The 22,728-nt window shown below is 67.1% G+C and carries 16 protein-coding genes; 10 read left to right on the forward strand and 6 right to left on the reverse strand.

Translation table 11 applies throughout. The features are described from left to right. Positions 1-81 precede the first annotated feature (81 nt). From polA to AC3WJI_RS17285, 3 genes are read left to right on the forward strand one after another with little or no spacing between them, the layout of a single operon-like run. The gene (gene polA / locus AC3WJI_RS17275; RefSeq protein WP_492758527.1) at positions 82-2,838 is read left to right on the forward strand and encodes a DNA polymerase I; all 2,757 of its coding nucleotides are present in this window, start codon (positions 82-84) and stop codon (positions 2,836-2,838) included. Between the two features lie 38 nt (positions 2,839-2,876). Continuing rightward, on the forward strand, positions 2,877-3,665 hold the full coding sequence (locus AC3WJI_RS17280; protein WP_492758528.1) for a hypothetical protein: 789 nt from the start codon (positions 2,877-2,879) through the stop codon (positions 3,663-3,665). Continuing rightward, the gene (locus AC3WJI_RS17285) at positions 3,655-5,169 is read left to right on the forward strand and encodes a lipopolysaccharide biosynthesis protein (protein WP_492758529.1); all 1,515 of its coding nucleotides are present in this window, start codon (positions 3,655-3,657) and stop codon (positions 5,167-5,169) included. Before AC3WJI_RS17280 ends, AC3WJI_RS17285 begins: the two co-directional genes overlap by 11 nt. Before the next feature lie 237 nt (positions 5,170-5,406). Here AC3WJI_RS17285 and AC3WJI_RS17290 read toward each other — a convergent pair whose 3' ends face one another. After that, the gene (locus AC3WJI_RS17290) at positions 5,407-7,575 is read right to left on the reverse strand and encodes a M3 family metallopeptidase (RefSeq protein WP_492758530.1); all 2,169 of its coding nucleotides are present in this window, start codon (positions 7,573-7,575) and stop codon (positions 5,407-5,409) included. A gap of 152 nt (positions 7,576-7,727) precedes the next feature. Between AC3WJI_RS17290 and AC3WJI_RS17295 the strand changes: the two genes are divergently transcribed. From AC3WJI_RS17295 to AC3WJI_RS17315, 5 genes are all read left to right on the forward strand, one after another. Beyond that, a complete protein-coding gene (locus AC3WJI_RS17295) occupies positions 7,728-8,477 on the forward strand; it encodes an ImuA family protein (RefSeq protein WP_492758531.1) in 750 nt (249 codons plus the stop codon). Continuing rightward, positions 8,392-10,368 carry a Y-family DNA polymerase gene (locus AC3WJI_RS17300; RefSeq protein WP_492758532.1) on the forward strand — a complete coding sequence of 659 codons (1,977 nt, stop codon included), beginning with the start codon at positions 8,392-8,394 and terminating at the stop codon, positions 10,366-10,368. The genes AC3WJI_RS17295 and AC3WJI_RS17300 overlap by 86 nt, the downstream gene beginning before the upstream one ends. Beyond that, positions 10,365-13,730 carry an error-prone DNA polymerase gene (locus AC3WJI_RS17305; RefSeq protein ID WP_492758533.1) on the forward strand — a complete coding sequence of 1,122 codons (3,366 nt, stop codon included), beginning with the start codon at positions 10,365-10,367 and terminating at the stop codon, positions 13,728-13,730. The genes AC3WJI_RS17300 and AC3WJI_RS17305 overlap by 4 nt, the downstream gene beginning before the upstream one ends. An 11-nt stretch (positions 13,731-13,741) precedes the next feature. Next, on the forward strand, positions 13,742-14,299 hold the full coding sequence (locus tag AC3WJI_RS17310; protein WP_492758534.1) for a 2'-5' RNA ligase family protein: 558 nt from the start codon (positions 13,742-13,744) through the stop codon (positions 14,297-14,299). Between the two features lie 62 nt (positions 14,300-14,361). Beyond that, positions 14,362-14,832: a VOC family protein gene (locus AC3WJI_RS17315; protein WP_492758535.1), complete on the forward strand. Its 471-nt coding sequence runs from the start codon at positions 14,362-14,364 to the stop codon at positions 14,830-14,832. Here the strand turns inward: AC3WJI_RS17315 and AC3WJI_RS17320 are convergent. Beyond that, on the reverse strand, positions 14,829-15,833 hold the full coding sequence (locus AC3WJI_RS17320; RefSeq protein WP_492758536.1) for a fumarylacetoacetate hydrolase family protein: 1,005 nt from the start codon (positions 15,831-15,833) through the stop codon (positions 14,829-14,831). The genes AC3WJI_RS17315 and AC3WJI_RS17320 overlap by 4 nt on opposite strands. Positions 15,834-15,923: 90 nt before the next feature. On the opposite strand from AC3WJI_RS17320, the gene AC3WJI_RS17325 reads away from it, so the two are divergent. Continuing rightward, complete coding sequence (locus AC3WJI_RS17325; RefSeq protein WP_492758537.1) at positions 15,924-19,301, forward strand: PAS domain-containing protein; 3,378 nt, start codon at positions 15,924-15,926, stop codon at positions 19,299-19,301. A 127-nt stretch (positions 19,302-19,428) separates the two neighbouring features. After that, complete coding sequence (locus tag AC3WJI_RS17330) at positions 19,429-20,718, forward strand: adenylosuccinate synthase (protein WP_492758538.1); 1,290 nt, start codon at positions 19,429-19,431, stop codon at positions 20,716-20,718. Between the two features lie 36 nt (positions 20,719-20,754). Here AC3WJI_RS17330 and AC3WJI_RS17335 read toward each other — a convergent pair whose 3' ends face one another. From AC3WJI_RS17335 to AC3WJI_RS17350, 4 genes are all read right to left on the reverse strand, one after another. Next, complete coding sequence (locus AC3WJI_RS17335; protein ID WP_492758539.1) at positions 20,755-21,048, reverse strand: hypothetical protein; 294 nt, start codon at positions 21,046-21,048, stop codon at positions 20,755-20,757. Between the two features lie 131 nt (positions 21,049-21,179). After that, positions 21,180-22,247, reverse strand: coding sequence for a chorismate synthase (gene aroC, locus AC3WJI_RS17340; RefSeq protein WP_492758540.1), 1,068 nt, complete (start codon positions 22,245-22,247; stop codon positions 21,180-21,182). Next, on the reverse strand, positions 22,244-22,498 hold the full coding sequence (locus tag AC3WJI_RS17345) for a DUF2442 domain-containing protein (RefSeq protein WP_492758541.1): 255 nt from the start codon (positions 22,496-22,498) through the stop codon (positions 22,244-22,246). The genes aroC and AC3WJI_RS17345 overlap by 4 nt, the downstream gene beginning before the upstream one ends. Continuing rightward, complete coding sequence (locus AC3WJI_RS17350; protein WP_492758542.1) at positions 22,482-22,724, reverse strand: DUF4160 domain-containing protein; 243 nt, start codon at positions 22,722-22,724, stop codon at positions 22,482-22,484. Before AC3WJI_RS17350 ends, AC3WJI_RS17345 begins: the two co-directional genes overlap by 17 nt. Positions 22,725-22,728: the final 4 nt, after the last annotated feature.

The raw sequence follows: 22,728 nt of genomic DNA on the forward strand, positions 1-22,728 counted from the left end.
CCCCTAACCCCTCCCTTACAGGGAGGGGAATTTGCAGCCTAAGGCTTTGCCCCGCCCCCGCGCTCGGCTATCTCCGCGCCGATGCCCCATCTCTATCTCGTCGACGGCTCCGGCTATATCTTCCGCGCCTATCACCGGCTGCCGCCGCTCACCAACAAGCATGGCGAGCCGGTCGGCGCGGTCTATGGCTATACGACGATGCTGTGGAAGCTCGTCGACGAGCTCCACAAGGCCGACGGCCCGACCCACATGGCGGTGATTCTCGACAAGAGCGAGCACACCTTCCGCAACGAGATGTACGACCAGTACAAGGCGCACCGCCCGCCCGCGCCCGAGGATCTCGTTCCCCAATTCCCGATGATCCGCGATGCGACGCGCGCCTTCTCGCTGCCCTGCATCGAGGAAGCCGGCTGGGAAGCCGACGACCTGATCGCGAGCTATACCAAGGCGGCGCTGGCGCAGGGCTGGTCGGTGACGATCGTCAGCTCGGACAAGGATCTGATGCAGCTGATGACCGATCCGTCGGTCGACATGCTCGATACGATGAACAATCGCCGGCTCGGGCCCAAGGATACCGAGGAGAAGTTCGGCGTCGGCCCCGAGAAGCTGGGCGAAGTGCTCGCGCTGATGGGCGACAGCGTCGACAACGTGCCCGGCGTCAAGGGGATCGGCCCAAAGACCGCTGCAAAGCTGATCCTCGAATATGGCGATGTCGAAGCCGTGCTCGCCGCGGCGCCCGACATGAAGCCGAGCAAGATGCGCGACAATCTGATCGAGCATGCCGAGATGGCACGGCTGTCGCGCAAACTGGTCGAATTGAGCTGCGACGTGCCGCTCCCCGATCCGCTCGAGGAACTCGAGCTCAAGGGCATTCCCGACGCGCCGCTGCGCGCCTTCCTCGAGCATCACGGCTTCCGCACCCTGCTCAACCGGTTATCGGCTGTGGCCGACGCGCCGGTCGAGAAGCACGAGACGCCCGGCCTGCCCGAGGATCCCCCTTGCGACCACGACGCCTATGAGACGGTGGTCACCGAAGCCGATCTCGACCGCTGGATCGCCGACGCCACGCATCAGGGCTGGGTCGCGATCGACACCGAGACCAGCGAACTCGACGCGATGCGCGCCGGACTGTGCGGCGTCAGCCTCGCGCTCGCCCCCAACAAGGCGTGCTACATCCCGCTGACGCATGGCGGCAGCGACATGTTCGCCGAAAAGCCGGTCCAGCTCGACAAGCCGCTGGCGCTCGCCAAGCTCAAGACCTTGTTCGAGGATCCGGCGGTGCTCAAGATCGGGCACAATCTGAAATATGACCTGATCGTGCTGCGCCAGCGCGGGATCGACGTGGCGCCCTATGACGACACGATCGTGATGAGCTTCGATCTCGACGCAGGCCTGCACGGCCACGGCATGGACGAGCTCGCGGCGACGCATTTGTCGCACAGCTGCATCGCGTTCAAGGACGTGGTCGGCACCGGCAAGAAGCAGCTCAGTTTCCGCGAAGTCGATCTCAAGGCCGCGACGCGCTACGCCGCCGAGGATGCCGACGTGACCTTGCGGCTGTGGCAGCGGTTCAAGCCGCGGCTGGCCTATGAGAGCGTCACCCGGGTCTACGAGATGGTCGACCGCGCGCTGGTATCGGTGATCGCGGGCATGGAGCGCGAAGGCGTCAAGGTCGACGCGGCGACGCTCGCGCGGCTTTCGGACGAATTCTCCAAGCAGATGGCGACGCTGGAGGAAGAGATCCACGCCATCGCCGGGTTCAAGTTCACCATCGGCAGCCCCAAGCAATTGGGCGACGTGCTGTTCGACAAGATGGGCATCAAGGGCGGACGCAAGGGCAAGTCGGGCGTCTATTCGACCGACGTCAACGAGCTCGAGCGGATCGCCGCCGACAAGGATTCGCCCGGCCGCGAGATGGTGGTCAAGGTCCTCGACTGGCGCCAGCTGACCAAGCTCAAATCGACCTATACCGATGCGCTCCAGGCGCAGATCAACCCCGAGACCGGCCGCGTCCACACGAGTTACTCGCTGACCGGCGCGCAGACCGGCCGCCTCTCCTCGACCGACCCCAATCTCCAGAATATCCCGATCCGCACCGAGACCGGCCGCCAGATCCGCGACGCCTTCGTCGCCGAGCCGGGCAACGTCATCCTCGCCGCGGACTATTCGCAGATCGAGCTCCGCCTCGCCGCCCATATCGCCGACGTGCCGGCGCTGCGCACTGCGTTCGAGAAGGGCGACGACATCCACAGCATGACCGCGATGGAGCTGTTCGGCGAAGTCAACCGCGACACCCGCGGCCGCGCCAAGACGATCAATTTCGCGATCCTCTACGGCATCTCGCGCTGGGGCCTCGCCGGCCGGCTCGACGTGACCGCCGACGAGGCGCAGGACATGATCAACCGCTATTTCGAGCGCTTCCCGGGGATCAACAGCTACATCGTCTCGACGATCGAGGAGGTCCGCGCCAAGGGCTACACCACCACCCTGTTCGGCCGGAAGACGCATTTCCCGCGGATCAAGTCGAGCGTCCAGCACGAGCGCCAGGGCGCCGAGCGCGCCGCGATCAACGCCCCGATCCAGGGCACCAGCGCCGATATCATCAAGCGCGCGATGGCACGGATGGGGCCGGCGTTGCTGGAGGCCGGGCTGCCCAATGTCCGGATGCTGATGCAGGTGCACGACGAACTCGTGTTCGAGCTGCCAGAAGGCGATGTGGAAAAGGCGAAGCCCGTGATCGAGCGCGTGATGGCCACCGCTGCCGAGCCCGCGATTCGGCTCACCGTCCCGCTCGGCGTCGAAATCGGGGTCGGCCCGAGCTGGGGCGCGGCGCATTGATGCGGGGGGCGCTTGCCCTTGCGCTATTAATCGCACCGATGGCAGCGCGGGGGCAGCAGATCAGCCGCGCGGAGGCCCAGGCGACGCCGATCGCCACGCTAGCCGAACGCTACCTAGGCCGCACTGCGCCCGAGTTTCGCGAGGTCGGCCTGTACAATTCGGATTGGGGCTTCCGCGGAGGCGATCCCGTGTCGATTGTTTTTGCCGAAGCACCGCGATCTTCCGATTTTGCCGGGATTTGCGAAGCCCGAACCGTGACTATCCGGTTTCAGCCCCCGGGGAATGCCAGGTCCGCCGATGCTCCACTGATCCAGCAGCCCCCTGAGGAAGGTCGTCGGTTTCGGATCATCAATGCCATCCCCGGGGGCAAGCTGCAGACCGGTACACTCGCGAGGCAAATCCGCGACTGCGCGATCGGGCCGGTGCTGCCCACTGGCGAATGGGACAATGACGGTCGGTTTTTTCCGGTCTTCGGCAGGTCCGCCGCCGATCTCGCGCTGTTCGTGCGCGCGCTCCGGATCGCGCAGGACGAAGCCCTGCGGCACATGCATGTGCCCGAATGCTGGGTGGACGTCATGCTCCCGGATGACCCGATGTGCCGCGACCCAGCCCGCAGTTTGGCGAATGTGAGCTGGCAGCGCCTCTTCCAAGTGAGCTTCTACGGCAGTGACGACAAGCTCACGCACGCCACATTCTTCTTCAAGCGCAATCCGCGCGAGGCGCGAGGCGCCGATTTCGTCCAGGTAGAGATCGACGCCTATGTTCACCCGAACCAGGAGGCGCAGATCGAGGGAGTCAGGATCAAGGGTGTGACTAGTGTCGACTGACGTTACGCCCCCCGCCGACGACATCAACGCGCTCGCCAAAGGCGGGCGGACCAATATCCTCGGCTTCGTGCTGCGGCTCGCCGCGCGGCTGCCCTTCCTGTTCATCGCCGGGCGCGCTTATGGCCCCGACATCGTCGGGCGCTATGCGATCGCCGTCCTGGTCATCGAAGTCGCCGCGTTGCTCGCGACACTGGGCCTCAAGCGGGGGCTCGCGCAGGCGCTCGCCTCGACCGATCGGCCGCACGCGCATGTCGTGTGGGACGCGGTGCTCGTCGCGTGCGGCGCCTCGGCGATCGCCAGCGCGGTGCTGATCGCCTTTCCGCAGGTGATGTATCCCAACAGCCCGGTGATGGGGCTCGAACGCCTGCTGCCGCTGGTTGTGTTCGCCGTTGCGATTTCCGACGTCACGCTCGCCGCGCTGGCGTATCGCCACAATATCCGCGCCTCGGTGACCGCGCGCGCGATCATCGAGCCCTGGACGATCAGCATCGCCGCCTGGGCCTTCTCCTTCGTCTCGTCGCGCGACGGGCTGATGTACGCCTATGTGCTGTCGATGCTCGCGGCGCTCGCCGCGTCGGTACTGCCCTTCGTCCGCGAATATGGGCTCCCGCGCGGCTGGCATCCGCGCTTCGCCGACATCCTCGCGCTCGCCCGCCGCAACGCGCCGCTCGCCGGTGCCGACGCGATCGAATGGGGCACGCGCAACGTCGACCGCTTCATCCTCGCGCTGCTGTTCAGCCCGGCCGTGGTCGGCATCTATTACATGGCGCAGCAAGTCTCCTCGATCCCGCAGCGGCTGAAGTCGAGCTTCGACCCGATCCTCGCGCCGGTGGTGACCAACAGCCTCGCAGAGGATGATCGCAAGGCGGTCGCCGCGCAGGTCCGCCAGGTCGGCTTCTGGATCGTCAGCGCCCAGGCGGCGTGCCTCGTCGTCTTCGGCATCCCCGCCGAGGGCGTGATGGGGCTGATCGGCCCCGAATTCGTCATCGGCGCGGGCGCGATGTGCATCCTGCTGGTCGCCGAGGTGCTCGCCTCGACCGGCGCGGTCTGCGAGACCGGGCTGATCTATATCGCGCGGCACCGCAACCTGGCGATCTCGCTCGCGGTGCTGCTGCTCCAGATCGGGCTGAGCTTCGGCTTCGTCTTCGTCGCGCGCGCCGAGGGCTGGTCGCAACCGGTCCAGGCGGCGGGGCCGGCGCTGGCGCTCGCGGTGTCGCTGACGATCGGATCGGTTGCCAAGGCAGTGATGCTGCGCCGCCTGCTCGGCGCACAGGTGGTGAGCATCCGGCCAAGCTTCTTCGCCGCGATCGGCGCGGCGGCGCTGGTCGGCGCGGCGTTCACTTCGCTGCCGCGGCATTATGAGTGGGCCGAGCTGAGCCTCGGCATGCCGGCGATCCTCGTCACCTTCCTGTTCGTGATGATCAAATTCGGCTTCAGCCCCGAGGACCGCGCCTTGTTCCGCAAGGCCCCGGTCGAGGCGGCGCTGCCGGCGGAAGAGCTCTGACATTTCCTCTCCCTGTGGGAGAGGTAGCGCAGCTTGGCAGCTTGCTGCCTAGCGGAGCTAGGTGAGGGTGTTCGCGCTATCGATAAGGGTGATCCCCTCACCCAGCTCCGACTAGGGCCCGCTGAAGAAGCGGACCCAAGTCTGCACAACCAGTGCGAGGTAGATCATGCCCCGCTGATCTAGGATCGCGCGGGGCGCGATCCGACCTCGCACTCCCGACGGGAGAGGGAAATGTGATCACTCCACCGGGAACCCGCGCCGCTTGAACAGCGCCTTCACGTCGGGATCGCGGCCGCGGAATGCCTTGTACGCCTCCTTCCGGTCGGTCTCGTTGCCGGTCATCAGCAGCGTGGTGCGGAACCGGTCGGCGGTCGCTTTGTCCCAGACATTGCCGGTCTCCTCGAACGCCGCCCAAGTGTCGGCGTCCATCGTCTCCGACCACAGATACGAATAGTAGCCCGCCGAATAGGCATCGCTCGAGAACAGGTGATTGAACTGCGGTAGCCGGTGCCGCATCACGATCTCCTTCGGCATGCCGATGCTCGCCAGCGTCTCGCGCTCGAATGCGTCGGGGTCGGTCACCGGCGTTTCGCGGTCATGCAGCTTCATGTCGACGATCGCGGAGGACAGATATTCGACCGTGGCGAAGCCCTGGTTGAAGGTCTGCGCCTTCTCGATCTTGGCGACCAGGGTCGCGGGCATCGGCGCGCCGGTCTTGTAGTGCTTGGCATAGCGATTGAGCACGTCGGGGGTGAGCAGCCAATTCTCGTTCACCTGGCTTGGATATTCGACGAAGTCTCGCGGGGTGCCGCCGAGCCCGGGATAGTAGACGTTTCCGAGCAGGCTGTGCAGCGCATGGCCGAATTCGTGGAACAAAGTCGTCGCATCGTCCACGCTGATCAGCGTCGGCTGGCCCGCCGCCCCCTTGGTGAAATTGTTGTTGTTCGACGCGAGCACGATTTTGGTGCCGCGCAGCCCGCTGCGGCTGCGATAGCTCGTCGCCCATGCCCCCGAACGTTTGCCCGCCCGCGCAAAGCCGTCGAAATAAAAGATGCCGACCTCGGCGCCGGTGGTGCGGTTGGTCACCAGGAAGGTGCGCACGTCCGGATGGAAGACCGGGATGGTCCCCGTATTCTCCTTGAAATCGAGATCGTAGAGCCGTCCCGCGGCGTAGAACGCCCCCTGCACGATCTGGTCGAGCTGGAGGTACGGCTTCACTTCGTTCTCGTCCAAGTCGTACTTCGCCTTACGGACCTTCTCGGCGTAGAAGCGATAGTCCCACGGCTCGATCGTGATCTTCGCGCCTTCTCCCCTCTTCGCTTCGGCGTCGGCAAGCGCCTGCATGTCGGCGACTTCCTCGCGGACCCGCGCCACAGCGGCGGGCCATACCGCCATCATCAGCTTCGTCGCGTTCTCGGGCGTCTCGGCCATGGTGTCGTCCATCCGATACCAGGCGTGGTTCTTGAACCCGAGCAGCACGGCGCGCTCCTGGCGCAGCTTGAGGATCTCGGCGATCGTTGCATTGGTGTCGTTGGCGTCGCCATTGTCGCCGCGGTCGACGAAGGCCTTGTAGACCTTCTCGCGCAGCGCGCGGTTGGTCGAATAGGTCAGGAAGGGCTGGACGGAAGAGCGCGTGTTCTTGATCGCCCATTTGCCCGCCGCCCCGCGCGCCTTGGCCTCTTCAGCAAGGCTCGCCTTGAAGCTGTCGGCCAGGCCGGCGAGATCGGCTTCCTTGTCGAGCAGGATCGCAGTCTCTTCGTCGGCGAGGACCTTGCGGCTGAACTCGGTATAGGCGGTGGCAAGCGCCTGGTTGATCCTTTTGACCTCGGCCTTGGCGCGTTCGTCGAGCAGCGCGCCCGAAGTGACGTAATCGCGATAGCTGCGCTCGAGCAGGCGCAGCTGCTGCGCGTTGAGCCCGGCCTTGGCGCGGCCGTCATAGACCGCCTTCACCCGCGCGAACATCTTGGGATCGAGGTTCATCTCGGTGAAGAAGGCCGAGATTTTGGGGCTCCATTCCTTGGCGATCGCCTGCACCTCTGGCGTGGCGAGGTTGCTCTGATACACACCCCACACCGCGAACAGCCGGTTCATCTGCTCGCCCGAGCGTTCGCTTGCCTCGATCGTGTTCGCGAAGGTCGGCGCCGCGGGATTGTCGCGGATCTTTGCCTGCTCGGCGCGGGCATCGGCCATCGCCCGCTCGAACGCCGGCGCGAACATCGCCGGCACTACCTTGTCCCACTGCGGCACCCCTTCGTGCGCGCCGGGCCATTTGGCGAGCAACGGCGTGGGATCGGGGCTGACGGCGGGTGCGGGCGAAGTCTGGGTCTGGGCCATTGCGGATCCGGAAAGCGTGGCGGCGGCGAGCGCGGTAGACGCGATCAACGCGAGCCGAAGCGAATAGGTCATGATGGGTTCCCGCGAGCTGTACGACGGCTGGACCCTAAGGGCGGTGCACAGCATCGCGCAAGCGCTTGGCAAACAAACGATTGACTCACGGGCGCATAGGAACAGAATAGGAACATTACTGTTCCCGAGTCGTGAGTAGCCGCTGCCCTCTTATGGCCGATCATGCCGTCCTTGCCCAGCTTCGCGAGCAATTGCGCGCGATGGAAACCCCGGGTTTCCGTCGCCGGCAAGTCATGCCGTTCGGTGCCGCCGGGCTCGATTCGCGGCTTGCCGATGGCGGGCTGCGACTCGATGCGCTTCACGAATTCGCCGGCGCTACCAGCGACATGGCCGACGATTGCGCCGCGACCCTGTTCATGGCCGGCATCGCCGCGCGCGCCTGGGGCCCGGTGCTCTGGGTGGTGCGCCGGCGCGACCTGTTCGCGCCGGGGCTGTCGCAAGTCGGGCTCGACCATAAAAGGCTGATCTACGCCGAGGCGCGCGACGATGCCGAACTGCTCGCGGTGATGGAGGAAGGCCTGCGTCATCGCGGGCTCGGCGCGGTGATCGGCGAGGCCAAGCGCGCCGACATGACCGCGACTCGCCGGCTCCAGCTGGCGGCCGAGGGGGGCCGCACGATCGCGCTGCTGATGAAGCGCGCCACGCGCGAAGGCAGCAATCCGCTCGGCGCACCCTCGGCGGCGGTGACGCGCTGGCAAGTGAGATGCGCGCCGTCGACGCCGCTTCCGGTCGTCGGGGTCGGCCGCGCGCGCTGGCGGCTCGAATTGGCGCGGCAAAAGGGGGGCGAAGGGTTCGAAATCGAAGTGGAGGCATGCGATGCAACGGGTCGCTGCGCTCTTCCTCCCATTATGGCCGATCGAAAGGCTGTGGCGGGCGGAAGCGCGAACCGCCACGCGGCCTGAGCCGGGTCGCGCCGCCTCGCTCGATCCGCTGCGCGATGCAGTGGCGAAAGAGCAGGAACATGCCTGTTCGGTCCCGCGCGGCGGCGGCTGGCGCCCCGGCGCGCGCTGGGCGCGCGAGGACGAACTCGGCAAGGTCGCGCTGCCGCCGGTGACGCGGCCGCGGGCGAAGCACGAGGTCGGACGCAAGGACGAGGCAGCGCTGAACCCGTTCCGCGCGATGCCGCCGGATGAGGGCGGACGTACTAAATTCCTCCCCGAGCTCGTCTCGAGGAGGGGGACCAGCCGCAGGCTGGTGGAGGGGCGGCGGACGCAGTCCGTCGTCTGCGATGGCGGCCCCTCCACCATCGCTACGCGATGGTCCCCCTCCCCGAGCAAGCTCGGGGAGGAATTGGGAGCCCCCCGCATCACCAGCATCCGCACCGGCAGCCGCGTCGAGATCGCCGCCGCCTGCCCCCGCGCCCAAGCCCTCGGGCTACGCCCCGGCATGGCAGTCACTCAGGCGCGCGCGCAAATGCCCGGGCTCGACATCCGTCCCGCCGACCCGGAGGGCGACCATGCGCATCTCGCCAGCCTGGCGCTCGCGCTCGCCCGGCGCTGGACCCCCACGGTCGCGATCGAAGGCACCGACACGCTGTTCCTCGATCTGACCGGCGTCGCGCATCTTCATGGCGGCGAGGCGAGGATGGCGCAGCGGCTGCGGCGGATGCTCGGGCGATTGGGTTACACCGCGCGGATCGCGATCGCCGACACCCCCGGCGCGGCTTGGGCGCTCGCGCATTACCGCCACGACGGCGGCGCTTCATGCGCGCCCGGTGCGCAGGAGGAAGCCCTCGCCCCCCTCCCCATCGAGGCGTTGCGCATCGATACAACCGCGGTCGAATTGCTTCACCGCTTGGGCGTCAAGCAGATCGGCCAGCTTGCCGCGATGCCGCGCGCACCCTTGGTCCGCCGCTTCGGCGCCGGGCTCGCCGCGCGGCTCGAAGCGGCACTGGGCCGGCTGCCCGAGCCACTGCACCCGGTGATCCCGCCCGAGCCGATCGCCGTCACGCAGCGCTTCGCCGAACCGATCGCCACTCCCGAGGCGATCGAGCACTGGCTGGGCATACTCGTCCCCCGGCTCGCCGCCGCGCTCGAAGCCGAGGGGCTCGGCGTGCAGGCGCTCGAATGCGTCGCCGCGCGTGTCGACGGCGTGCCGCAGCGCATCCGTATCGGGCTGGCCCGGCCCAATCGCGACCCCGCGCACCTGCTGCGCCTGCTCAAGCGCCGGATCGAGGATGTCGAGCCCGGCTATGGCATCGACGCCATCGCACTGCACGTCCGTCGCGCCGGCCCGCTCGGCCCCGAGCCGGTGGTCGAGCGGCTCGACGAGGAGTCGGCGCCCGACATCGCGACATTGGTCGACACGCTGGCGACGCGGATCGGCCAGGCTGCCATGTGGCGGATGCGCCCGGTCGAGAGCGACGTGCCCGAGCGTTCGGTCGCGCGAATGGGCGTGCTCGATCCGCCCGGGCGCGGCGGCGCACGGCCGAAGATCGACGATGTCCGCCAGCTCGAGCGCAATCCCGCGCTCCACCCCTGGCACCCCGAATGGCCCAAGCCGACGCGGCTGCTCCGCCGGCCCGAGCGGCTCGACCATGTCATCGCCGAATTGCCCGATCATGCTCCGCGCCGCTTCACCTGGCGCGGCCATGCCCACCGCGTGGTGCGCGCCGACGGGCCCGAGCGCATCCATGGCGAATGGTGGAAGCACGTCGCCGAGGCGGCGCATGTCCGCGATTATTTCCGCGTCGAGGACGAGCAGGGCCGCCGCTACTGGCTGTTTCGCCGCGGCGACGGCGAGCAGGCGGTCACCGGCGATCTCAGCTGGTATCTGCACGGGGTGTTCGGATGACCTATTCCGAGCTTCAGGTGACCACGCATTTCTCGTTCCTGCGCGGCGCTTCGGACCCGCAGGAATTGTTCCAGCAGGCCGCATTGCTGGGACTGCCGGCGCTCGGCATCGTCGACCGCAACTCCGTGGGCGGCGTGGTGCGATCGCTGGTCGCGGCGGAGAAGATCAGCGAGGCTGGCCTGCCGATCCGGATGATCGCCGGCTGCCGGCTCGACCTGGTCGACGGCACCTCGGTGCTGGTCTGGCCCGAAGATATCGCGGGCTGGTCGCGACTCACCCGGCTGCTCACCCTCGGCAAGTCGCGCGCCGATCCGCAGCATGGCGAGAAGGGCAAATGCTTCCTCCATTGGGAGGATGTCGCGTCGCATGCCGAAGGCTTGGTCGGCGCATTGGTGCCCGGGCTCGCCGATCCGGGCGACCCGCTGTCTCTGCGGTGGATGGCCGATGTGTTCTGCGAACGCGGCCATGTCTGTCTGACCCAGCATCGCCGCCCCGGCGACGCGCTGCGGATCCACCAGCTCGACGCCGCCGCGCGCCGCTTCGGCCTGACCCCGCTCGCCACCGGCGATGTGCTCTACGATACTGCCGACCGACGGATGCTCCAGGACGTCGTCACGGCGATCCGCGAGAAGTGCACGATCGACGAGCTCGGCTTCCGTCGCGAGCGCAACGCCGACCGGCATCTGAAGTCACCCGAGGACATGGCGCGGCGTTTCCGCGACTATCCCGAGGCCATCGCCGCCTCGGCCGCGATCGCCGAGCGCTGCACCTTCTCGTTGCGAGAACTCGAGCATCAATATCCCGAGGAATATGTCTTCAACGGCAAGACCGCGCAGGAGGCGCTTGCCGCGCTCGCCTGGAACGGCCTCCGCCAGAAGTTCGGCGGCAAGCCCAGCCAGGCGCATCAGGACCTGCTGATCCACGAGCTCGGGCTGGTCGAGCAAATGGGCTATGCGCCCTATTTCCTCACCGTCAATTCGATCGTCCAGTTCGCGATCAGCCAGCAGATCCTCTGCCAGGGGCGCGGCAGCGCCGCCAATTCGGTGATCTGCTTCGCGCTCGGGATCACGTCGATCGACCCGATCGCGCACCAATTGCTGTTCGAGCGCTTCATCTCGACCGAGCGCAAGGAGCCGCCCGACATCGACGTCGATTTCGAGCATGAGCGCCGCGAGGAAGTGATCCAGTGGATCTACGAAACCTATGGCAAGGACCATGCCGCGCTCACCGCGGTCGTCAGCCGATTCCGCTCGCGCGGCGCGCTGCGCGAGGTCGGTAAGGCCCTCGGCTTGCCCGAGGATCTGACCGCAGCACTGTCGAGCCAGGTCTGGGGCTGGTCGAACGAAGTCGACGACAAGCATGCCGACGCGCTCAACCTCGACCGCACCGATCCGCGCCTCGCGCTGACGCTCGATCTCGCCCGCCAGCTGATCGGCACTCCGCGACATCTGTCGCAACACCCCGGCGGCTTCGTGCTGACCCGCGATAAGCTCCACGACCTGATCCCGGTCGAGCCCGCCGCGATGGTCGATCGCCGCGTGGTCGAATGGGAAAAGGTCGATATCGAGGAACTCGGCTTCATGAAGGTCGATATTCTCGGCCTCGGCATGCTCGGCTGCATGCGCCGCGCCTTCGACTTGCTCGCCGAACACAAGGCGACGCATCTGACCATGGCGTCGCCGCTGATGCAGGAGGACGATCCGGTCACCTTCGAGATGATCCGCCAGGCCGATACGCTCGGCGTGTTCCAGATCGAGAGCCGCGCGCAGATGTCGATGCTGCCGCGGATGAAGCCGGTCAATTTCTACGACATCGCGATCCAGGTAGCGATCGTCCGCCCCGGGCCGATCCAGGGCAATATGGTCCACCCCTATCTCAAGCGCCGCGAGAACCCCAAGCTGGTCGATTACCCCTCGCCGGCGCTGGAGGAAGTGCTCACCAAGACGCTCGGCGTACCGTTGTTCCAGGAACAGGCAATGCTGGTGGCGATCAAGGGCGCCGGCTTCACGCCCAGCGAGGCCGATCGGCTGCGCCGGGCGATGGCGACCTTCAAATCGAGCGGGGGCATCGGCGAGTTCGGCCCCAAGCTGCTTGCCGGGATGCGCGCCAACGGCATCAGCGACGATTTCGCCGAGCGGCTGGTCGCCCAGATCGAGGGCTTCAGCAATTACGGCTTCCCCGAAAGCCACGCCGCGAGCTTCGCCAAGATCGCCTACGCCTCGTCCTGGATGAAGTGTCACCATCCCGACGTCTTCTGCACCGCGCTGCTCAACGCCCAGCCGATGGGTTTCTACGCGCCGGCCCAACTGGTCCGCGACGCCCGCGCGCATGGCGTCGAAGCGCGGCCGGTGTGCATCAACGACAGCGACTGGGACACACGGATGGTGCCCGAGCCGCATGCGCGGCCCCGGCATGCGGCATTCTGCGGGAGTGACGAGGATTGGGCGAGCATGCGGCCGATCCGGCTCGGCATGCGAATCGTCCAGGGGCTCGCCCAGGCCGATGCCGAAGCCATCCTCAGGGCACGCGCGTGGGCGATGTTCGTCTCGATCGAGGATGTCTGGCGGCGCTCGGGAGTCAAGCCGGCGGCGCTCGAACGGCTGGCGCGCGCCGATGCCTTTCAGGCGCTCGGGCTCAACCGGCGGCAGGCGCTATGGGCGATCAAGGGGCTCGGCCAGAAGCCGCTCGACCTGTTCAGCGCCGCCGATGCGCGCGAGCGCGTGACCGTGCCCGAGAGCATCGAGGCGCCGGTGGCGCTAATGCCGCTCACCGAAGGCCGCGAAGTGGTCGAGGATTATCGCGCCACCCAGCTTTCGCTCCGCGCGCATCCGGTGACTTTCCTGCGCGATCGGCTCGCCGCGCGGCGGATCACCCGATGCGGTGACCTCGCCAATTTGAAGGACGGCGCGCGAGTCGAGGTCGCCGGGCTGATCCTCGTCCGCCAGCGGCCGGGCAGCGCCAAGGGCGTAGTGTTCGTCACCCTCGAGGACGAGACCGGCATCGCCAATGCGGTGTTCTGGGCCGACCGCTTCGAGGATAATCGCCGCACGGTGATGACCGCAACGATGCTGGCGATCCGCGGCAAGGTGCAGAAGGAAGGCATCGTCATCCACCTCGTCGCCGAGGCGATCGAGGATCTCACTCCGTGGCTACGCGAAGTCGGCGAGCTCGAACTGCCGCGCTTTACCGCCCCCGGAGACGGCGCGACGCATGGCGGAACGATCGACCCGCGTGATCGGAAAGTCGGCTGGCCCAAGCCGGCCGAGCGCCGGATGCCGGGCTGGCCGCGGCAGCGCGCCGCCGAAGCCTGGCCGCCGCGCGACAACGATACGATCCCCGTCAAATCCCGTGATTTTCACTAGGAGTATGATTGATGATGACGCCAACCACCGGAGGATCGGTCTCGTATCGGCAGCCGCGCCGCGACGACCAGACGCTCTATCTGATGATCAAGCCCGATCCCGCGCAGGCCGCGGCGATGGACCGAGTGCGGATCCAATACGAACTGGCGCGCAAATATGCCGTCGACCGCATTCACCTCACGCTCGTCCCGTTCGGCGATATCCGCTTGCTGACCGCCGAGGATATCGACCGCATCCGTGCCGCTGCGGCATCGTTGCAGGCCGAGCCGTTCGAGGTGGCGCTCAACCGGATCAAGGGCAACGCGCTCGTCGGCAACAAGATGGGGGCGCTGCGCGACTTCCAGCGCATGCTCGTGGCCCGGCTGGATGCCTTCGGCGTCGAACGTCCCGATTATGACTTCAATCCGCACGCCTCGCTGACCTATGAGGAATGGCAGGAGCGCAACATCCCCGTGCCGCCGATCGCGTGGCGCGTCCAGCAGCTCCTCCTCATCAACAGCGTGCACGGCAAAGGCCATCAGCTAATCGAGAGCTGGACGCTCGAAGCCCGGCAGGGATCGCTTTTCTAGACCTTGGTGGTACTTCCGCCGGCGCGCGAGGATGATAAGGTTCGGCGAAGAGGAGATATTGAATGATCCTGCGCGCGCTGCCCTTCGCCTTCCCGCTCGCGCTGCTAGTGCCGCCTGCGTTGGCGCAGGACCAGCCGGCGCCGGTCGCCCGGCTCGATCATGTCGCGATCTTCGTGGCGGACCAGCAGAAGAGCATCGATTTCTACCACGACCTTTTCAACCTCGGCGAAATCCCCGCGCCCTTCGCGGCGGGCGGCCCGCGCTGGATGCGCTTCGCCAACGGCATCGAACTCCACATCCAGCCCGGCCGCACCGCGCCCGTCGAGCAGCATCGCCGCGTGCACATGGCGATCGCGGTCGCGGACCTCGACATGATCCTCGCCAAGCTCAAGGCGCGCGGCCAGGGTTGGAGCGACGTCGCCGGCACGCCCGGCGCGGTCCAGACCCTGCGTACCGATGGCATTCGCCAGATATTCTTCCAGGATCCCGACGGCTATTGGATCGAAGTCAACGACGCGCTGAAGAAGCGCTAGCCCCCCACCACCTGCTCGATCACTCCGAAGATCGGATGGCGCTTGTCGTCCTCGGCCCAGATGCGGATCGTGTCGCCAGCCTTGAGGAACGGCGTTTCGGGCTTGCCGCCGCGGATGGTCTCGATCGTACGTATTTCGGCCAGGCATGAATAACCCACTCCGCCCTCGGCGACCGGCTTGCCGGGGCCGCCGTCGCTGTCACGATTCGAGACGGTGCCCGAGCCGATGATCGTGCCCGCACCCAATGCGCGGGTCTTGGCGGCGTGCGCAATCAAGGTGCCGAAGTCGAAGGTCATGTCCTCGCCCGCCTCGGCGCGGCCGAAGGGCTGGCCGTTCAAGTCGACCATCAGCTTGCGGTGGAGCTTGCCGTCCTTCCACCAGTCGCCGAGCGTGTCGGGCGTGACGAACACCGGCGAGAAGGCGCTCGCCGGCTTGGACTGGAAGAAGCCGAACCCCTTGGCGAGCTCGCCCGGGATCAGGTTGCGCAGCGAGACGTCGTTGGTGAGCCCGACCAGCCGCACCGCCGCGAGCGCCTCTTCACGTGCAGCGCCGAGTGGCACGTCGCCGGTCACCACCACCACTTCGGCCTCGAGATCGCAGCCCCATGCTTCATCCGCGAGCGGGATCGGATCGCGCGGGCCGAGGAAACCGTCACTGCCGCCCTGATACATCAGCGGGTCCTGCCAGAAGCTCTCGGGCATCTCGGCACCGCGTGCCTGGCGGACGAGCGCGACGTGATTCACATAGGCCGAGCCGTCCGCCCATTGATAGGCGCGCGGCAGCGGCGCGGCGGCCTGGCGCTCGTGGAAGCGCAGCATCGGGATCGTCTCATGCTCGAGATCGGTGGCGAGATTGCGCAGATCGCCTTCGAGCCGCTCCCAATCGTCTAGCGCCGCCTGCAGCGTCGGCGCGATCGCGGTGGCGTCGGCGCACCATGCCAGGTCGTTCGATACCACGACGAGCTTGCCGTCGCGGCCGTGCTTCAGACTGGCGAGTTTCATGCATTCTCTCCTGTTTGGGCCAGCATAGGGCCGTACGCGGTCAAGTCGAGCGGTTGACACCAAGCGGCTGTATCTTCATCGCTTTCGGCAATGTCCTCGTCGCTTCGATTTCTGGATCATGGCGGCGAGATGGCGCAGCGGATTCGCGCGTTCGATTGGGCTTCGACACCGATCGGCGCGATCGAGGGCTGGCCGCAATCGCTGCGCTTCGCGGTCAACATCGCGCTCGGCTCCAGCTTTCCCAGCGCGATCTATTGGGGCCCCGAGCTCCGCCTGGTCTATAACGACGCCTGGGCACCGATTCCCGCCGATCGTCATCCCTGGGCGCTCGGCCGGCCGGGCGCCGAGGTCTGGGCCGATATCTGGCATCTGGTCGGGCCCGAAATGGAGCGCGTACTCGCCACCGGCGAGGGCTTCTCGACCTTCGACCAGATGCTGCCGATGGAGCGCAACGGCCGCCCCCAGGAAACCTGGTGGAACTACAGCTTCACGCCGATCCGCGACGAACGTGGCGATGTCGTCGGAATCCTCAACCAGGGCAACGAAACGACGCGCACCGTGCTCGCCGAGCGCGCGCGCCTCGCCGAAGTGGGCCGGCTGCGCGAATTGTTCGAGCAGGCGCCGGGCGCGGTCGCCTTGCTGCACGGCCCCGACCATGTCTTCGAGATCGCCAATCCGGTCTATCGCGACCTGGTCGGCGGCCGTGAGGTGATCGGTCTGTCGGTCGCCGAGGCGCTTCCCGAGGTGGTCGAGCAGGGCTTCGTCAACCTGCTCGACCAGGTGTTCCGCAGCGGCACCCCTTACCGCGCCAGTGCAGTGCCGATCCGGCTGCAGCGCACGGCCGGAGAGGAGACCGAGCCGCGCATGCTCGACTTCGTCTATCAGCCGATCAAGGACATCGGTGGCGAGACCACCGATATCTTCGTCCTCGCCAACGACGTAACCGAGCGCGCGACCGCCGAGGCTGCGCTGCGCGCCAGCGAGGAACGGCTCCAGCTCGCGCTCGATTCATCGATCGGGATCGGCACCTGGGTGTGGGACGTCCCCGAAAATTGCGTGACCGCGGACCTGCGTTTCCTGCGGCTTTACGGCGTCGACGAGGCGCTCGAAGGCGTCGGCGCGCCGATCCAGGCGTTTTTCGTCAACGTCCATCCCGAGGACCTCCCGGCATTGGAGGCTGCTATTGCGGCGTCGCTCGCCCACGGCACGCATCTCTCCCAGGAATATCGCCTCATCCAGAGCGACGGCGCGATCCGTTGGGTCGCGGCGCAGGGCAAGCCGTTCCTCGATTCAAACGGCAATCCGCTCCGCTTCCCCGGCGTGAGCTTCGACATCACCGAGCGCAAGCGCGCCGAGGAAGCCGCGCGTGCCGCGGCGGAGGAGCTTCGCGAGGCGAACGAGACGCAGTCCTTCGTCTACGCGCTCGCCGAGACCCAGCGCCTGCTCGATACGCCCGAGGCGATCATGGGCGCGACCGCCGAGGCGCTGGTCGACCAACTGGCTGCCAGCCGGGTCGGCTTCTACCGCGTGATAGGCGGCGAGACGATCGCCTTTGCGGGCTCGGCGAGCCGTGGGGCGCTGCCCCTGCTCGAGGGTACGATCGCCGTACGGGGCATCGGCGCCGACGCGATCGAAGGCTATCGCACCGGGCGCACGCTGATCCTCCACGATACGCATCGCGAACTCGCCGACGACAGCGATATCTCGCGCCGGGCTGGGGCGGCGATCGGCGTGCCGCTGCTGCGCGGCGGCGAATGGGTCGCGACGATGTTCGTCAACCAGGCCGAGCCGCGCCGCTGGCTGCCCGACGAGATCGCGTTCATCGAGGCGATCGCCGAAATGTCGTGGGACGCGGTCGAGCGGGCCGGCGCGCTGGTGGCGCTGCGCGAGAGCGAGGAGAAATTCCGAGCGATCGCCAACTCGATCGATCCGATGGTGTGGTCGACCCGGCCAGACGGCTATCACGATTATTACAACGACCGCTGGTACGAATTCACCGGTACGCCCTACGGCTCTACCGATGGCGAAGGCTGGGCGAACATGTTCCACCCCGACGACCAGGAGCGTGCATGGGCGCTGTGGAGCCACTGCCTCGCAACCGGCGAGCCCTATCATATCGAATATCGGTTGCGGCATCATAGCGGCCAATATCGTTGGGTCCTCGGTCGTGCGCAGCCGGTGCGCGACGACGCTGGGCGGATCATTCGATGGTTCGGCACCTGCACCGATATCCAGGAGATCGTCGACGCGCGCGAAGTGCTGGCGCGCTCGCGGGAGGAGCTCGAGGCAGCGGTCCATCAGCGCACCGAGCAATTGATGCAGGCCGAGCAGCAGCTCCGCCAGGCGCAGAAGATGGAGGCGGTCGGCCAATTGACCGGCGGCATTGCGCACGACTTCAACAACATGCTGGCGGTGGTGATCGGCGCGCTCGATCTGCTGGAACGGCGGATCGCCCAGGGCCGCACCGACATCGATCGTTACCTGGTTGCCGCGCGCGACGGCGCCACCCGCGCCGCAGCGCTCACCCAGCGGCTGCTCGCTTTCTCGCGGCAGCAGCCGCTTGCCGCGAGCGCCGTCGACGCCAATGCCATGGTCGAGGGTATGCTCGAATTGCTCGTCCGCACGCTCGGCGAAGCGGTTGCGGTGGAGACCCGGCTGGCCGGCGGGCTCCGCCCGGCGCTCGCCGATCCTAATCAGCTCGAAAATGCGATTCTCAATCTGTGCGTCAACGGGCGCGACGCGATGCCCGGCGGCGGCAGGCTGACGATCGAGACCGCTTTTGTCGCCGCGGCCGGCGACGAAGCGCAAGCGCTCGGCGTCGAGCCCGGCGACTATGTTGCGATCTGCGTGCGCGATACCGGTTCTGGGATGCCGCCCGAAGTCGCCGCGCGCGCCTTCGATCCGTTCTTCACCACCAAGGGTGTCGGTAAGGGCACTGGCTTGGGGCTCAGCCAAGTGTTCGGCTTCGCCCAGCAATCGGGCGGGACGGTGCGGATCGAGACCGCGCCCGGCGAGGGCACACGCGTCAGCCTGTATCTCCCGGTCTATCACGGCGAGATCGATACCGCTACGCGGGCGGGCGACGTCGCCGACGCCGAGCGCGCCCGGCCTGGCGAGACGGTGCTCGTCGTCGAGGACGAGGAGCGCGTACGCAGCTATTCGGTCGAGGCACTGCGCGAGCTCGGCTACGACGTCGTCGCGGCCGCCGACGGTGCCGAGGCGCTCCGTCTGATCGAAGGCGGCGTGCGCGTCTCGCTCCTGTTCACCGATGTGGTGATGCCCGAGATGAGCGGCCGCGAACTCGCCCGCCGCGCGCGCGAACGGCTTCCCGAGCTCAAGATCCTGCTGACCAGCGGCTACACCCCCGACATTGCCGGACTCGACGATACGATCCTCACCAAGCCGTTCGACATCGATCGGCTCGCGCGCCGGGTGCGCGCCGCGCTCGACGAACCCAAAGAGGGTTGACGCAGGCCCCGCCTGGGGTCATTGGCGCCGCGGCTTCGGGGCGCGACCTCGGCCCCAGCACCGCCCGGTCGCCGAGTCCTGTCGAAGGGCGGCCAGGGTCCGCCCCGGCAGGCGGAGACGTGTATTCATGGCAAATGTCGCAGTGATCGGCGCCCAATGGGGTGACGAGGGCAAGGGCAAGATCGTCGACTGGCTCGCCGAGCGCGCCGACGTCGTCGTGCGCTTCCAGGGCGGACACAATGCCGGCCACACCCTCGTCGTCGGCGAGAATGTCTACAAGCTCTCGCTGCTTCCCTCGGGCATCGTCCGCGGCACGCCGAGCGTGATCGGCAATGGCGTCGTACTCGATCCCTGGCACCTCAAGTCCGAGGTCGAGAAGCTCCGCGACCAGGGCATCGAAATCACCCCCGGCACGCTCAAGATCGCCGACACCTGCCCGCTGATCCTGCCGTTTCACCGCGATCTCGATGCGCTGCGCGAGGATGCCAGCGGCGCGGGCAAGATCGGCACCACGCGGCGCGGCATCGGGCCGGCCTATGAGGACAAGGTCGGTCGCCGCGCGATCCGCGTCTGCGACCTGGCGCATCTCGACGAGCTCGGGCCGCAGCTCGATCGGCTTCTGGCGCATCACGACGCGCTCCGCGCCGGCTTCAGCGAGCCCGCGATCGACCGCGACGCGCTGATCGCAGAGCTGCGCGCGATCGCCGGCTTCGTCCTCCCCTTCGCCCAGCCGGTCTGGCGGATGCTCAACGAAGCGCGCGGTCGCGGCCGCCGCATCCTGTTCGAAGGGGCGCAGGGCGTGCTGCTCGACATCGACCACGGCACCTATCCGTTCGTCACCTCCTCGAACACCGTGGCGGGTACTGCCGCAGCGGGTTCGGGCCTCGGGCCGAGCGCCGTCGGATTCGTGCTGGGGATCGCCAAGGCGTACACCACGCGCGTCGGCTCGGGCCCCTTCCCGAGCGAGCAGGACAATGACGTGGGCGAACGGCTCGGCACGCGCGGGCACGAGTTCGGCACCGTGACCGGGCGCAAGCGCCGCTGCGGCTGGCTCGACGCAGTGCTGCTGCGCCAGTCGGCTGCGGTATCGGGAATTACGGGGATCGCGCTGACCAAGATCGACGTGCTCGACGGCTTCGAAGAAGTCGCGATCTGCACGGGCTATACGCTGCGCGGCGAGACGCTCGATTATTATCCGGCGAACGCCCAGGATCAGGCTGCGATCGAGCCCGTCTACGAGACAATGCCCGGCTGGTCCGAGTCGACGGCGGGCGCGCGCAGCTGGGCCGAGCTTCCAGCCGCTGCGATCAAATATATCCGGCGGATCGAAGAACTGATCCAATGCCCGGTGGCTTTGGTGTCGACCAGCCCTGAGCGCGAGGACACGATTCTCGTCCGCGATCCGTTCGCGGACTGAGCCCCGGCGGCGCTGCCGCCGGAGCCTCAATCTCAGTTAGCGCTGCGGCGTCGGAGCGGGCGCTTCCGGCGGCGTGGTCGGGGTCGTGGTGCTGGCGCTCGGGTCGCTCGTCGGCGCCGAAGTGTCGGGCGCCGGCTCAGTTGTGCCGCTGCCGGTGGTGCCGCTGTCGGGCGACGACGTGGTAGTGTCCGCGCTCGCGTCGTCGCTCTTCTTATCCTTCTTGTGCTTCTGGTGGCTCTGGGTGCTGTCGCTCGATTGCGGCGTCGATTGCGCGATCGCGACGGTCGGGATCAGCATGGCACCGGCAAGGAACAAGGTAAGCTTACGCATGTTATATACTCCTGCAAATTGACCGAATTGGCAGGAAATGAACGGCTCCGTCGTGCGCATGGTTGCGTCCGGCGCGGTCGCTTCGCCGCTGCGAGGAAACCGATGAACCCCGAGGCGACGCTATCGCGGGATCAGCCGCACTGCGCCCTGTGCAACAATTTTTGATCGGCAAGCACCAGCGCCATCATTGCCTCGACCACCGGCGCGCCGCGGATGCCGACGCACGGATCGTGACGCCCCTTGGTGCGAATCTCGGTCGCCTGGCCTTCGCGATCGACGGTCTCCACCGGCGTTAGGATCGAGCTGGTCGGCTTGAATGCGACGCGGACGAGCACCGGCTGCCCGGTCGAGATTCCGCCCGCGATGCCGCCGGCATGGTTGGCGAGGAACTCCACGCCGTCGCTGCCGGGACGCATCGCATCGGCATTCTGCTCGCCGGTGAGCGTCGCTGCGGCGAACCCGTCGCCGATCTCTACTCCCTTCACGGCGTTGATCGACATGCACGCCGCGGCAAGCTCGCTGTCGAGCTTGGCGTAGAGCGGTGCGCCCCAGCCCGGGGGAACCCCTGTCGCCTCGCACGCCACCACCGCGCCGAGCGATGAGCCCGCCTTGCGGGCATCGTCGACGAGTTTCTCCCAACGCGCCGCCGCAGTCGCGTCGGGGCAGAAGAAAGGGTTGTTGTCGATTTCGGCTGCGTCGAAATTGTCCGGGTCAATCGCGTCGCCGCCGATCGCCTCCACCCAGGCGCGGATCTTCACGTCAGGAAGGACGAGCCGCGCGACCGCGCCGGCAGCGACTCGTGCTGCGGTCTCTCGCGCCGAGCTGCGCCCGCCGCCGCGATAGTCGCGAAAGCCGTATTTCTGGTCATAGGCGTAGTCGGCATGGCCGGGGCGATAGGCGACCGCGACTTCGGAATAATCCTTCGAGCGTTGGTCGACATTCTCGATCATCAGGCTGATCGGCGTGCCGGTGGTACGCCCCTCGAACACGCCCGAGAGGATCCGCACCTGATCGGGTTCCTGCCGCTGCGTCGTGAACCGTGACTGGCCGGGCCGGCGCTTGTCGAGGAAAGGCTGGATATCGGCTTCGCTCAGCGCCAGCCCCGGCGGGCAGCCATCGACCACCGCACCCAGCGCCGGGCCATGGCTCTCGCCCCAGGTGGTGAAGCGGAAAACGCGTCCGAAGGTGTTGAAGCTCATGCGGCGCGGCGCGGCGTCCGAGTTACGTCGCCTCGACCAGCCAGCAATCCGGCGATGGAAATATCCTCGTCCAGATCATCCCAATGCAGTCCGCTCGGACTGATGCTTACCGCGTTACGGGCAGCGGAAGACCCTTTGAGCAAGCGCGGGAACCAAGCGAGTGGGATCCCCAACGTACGCCCATCTTCCAGCCGCACCCACATCTGATCTTCGTCGAAGTCAACGCCAATGGCCTTAGGCGAAATAGTCATGCCAAGCGTCCTCGATTTCCCGCTTCCGTGCCTCGACGACCGAGATGAGCCAGCGCTGCGTCCGCGCATCGAAGCCGTTATTATAGGCAATCTCCACCTCCGGATAAAGCCACAGCTTGGCGTCGGCATCGTCCTTACTGACGTGGATATGCACCGGCTCGCGCGGATCGCCTTCGTTCGAGTAGAAATGAAAGCGATGGCCGCGTTCTCGGAAAACGACCGGCATCGTG

This window comes from Sphingomonas sp. FW306-1B-B10E, from assembly GCF_058782005.1.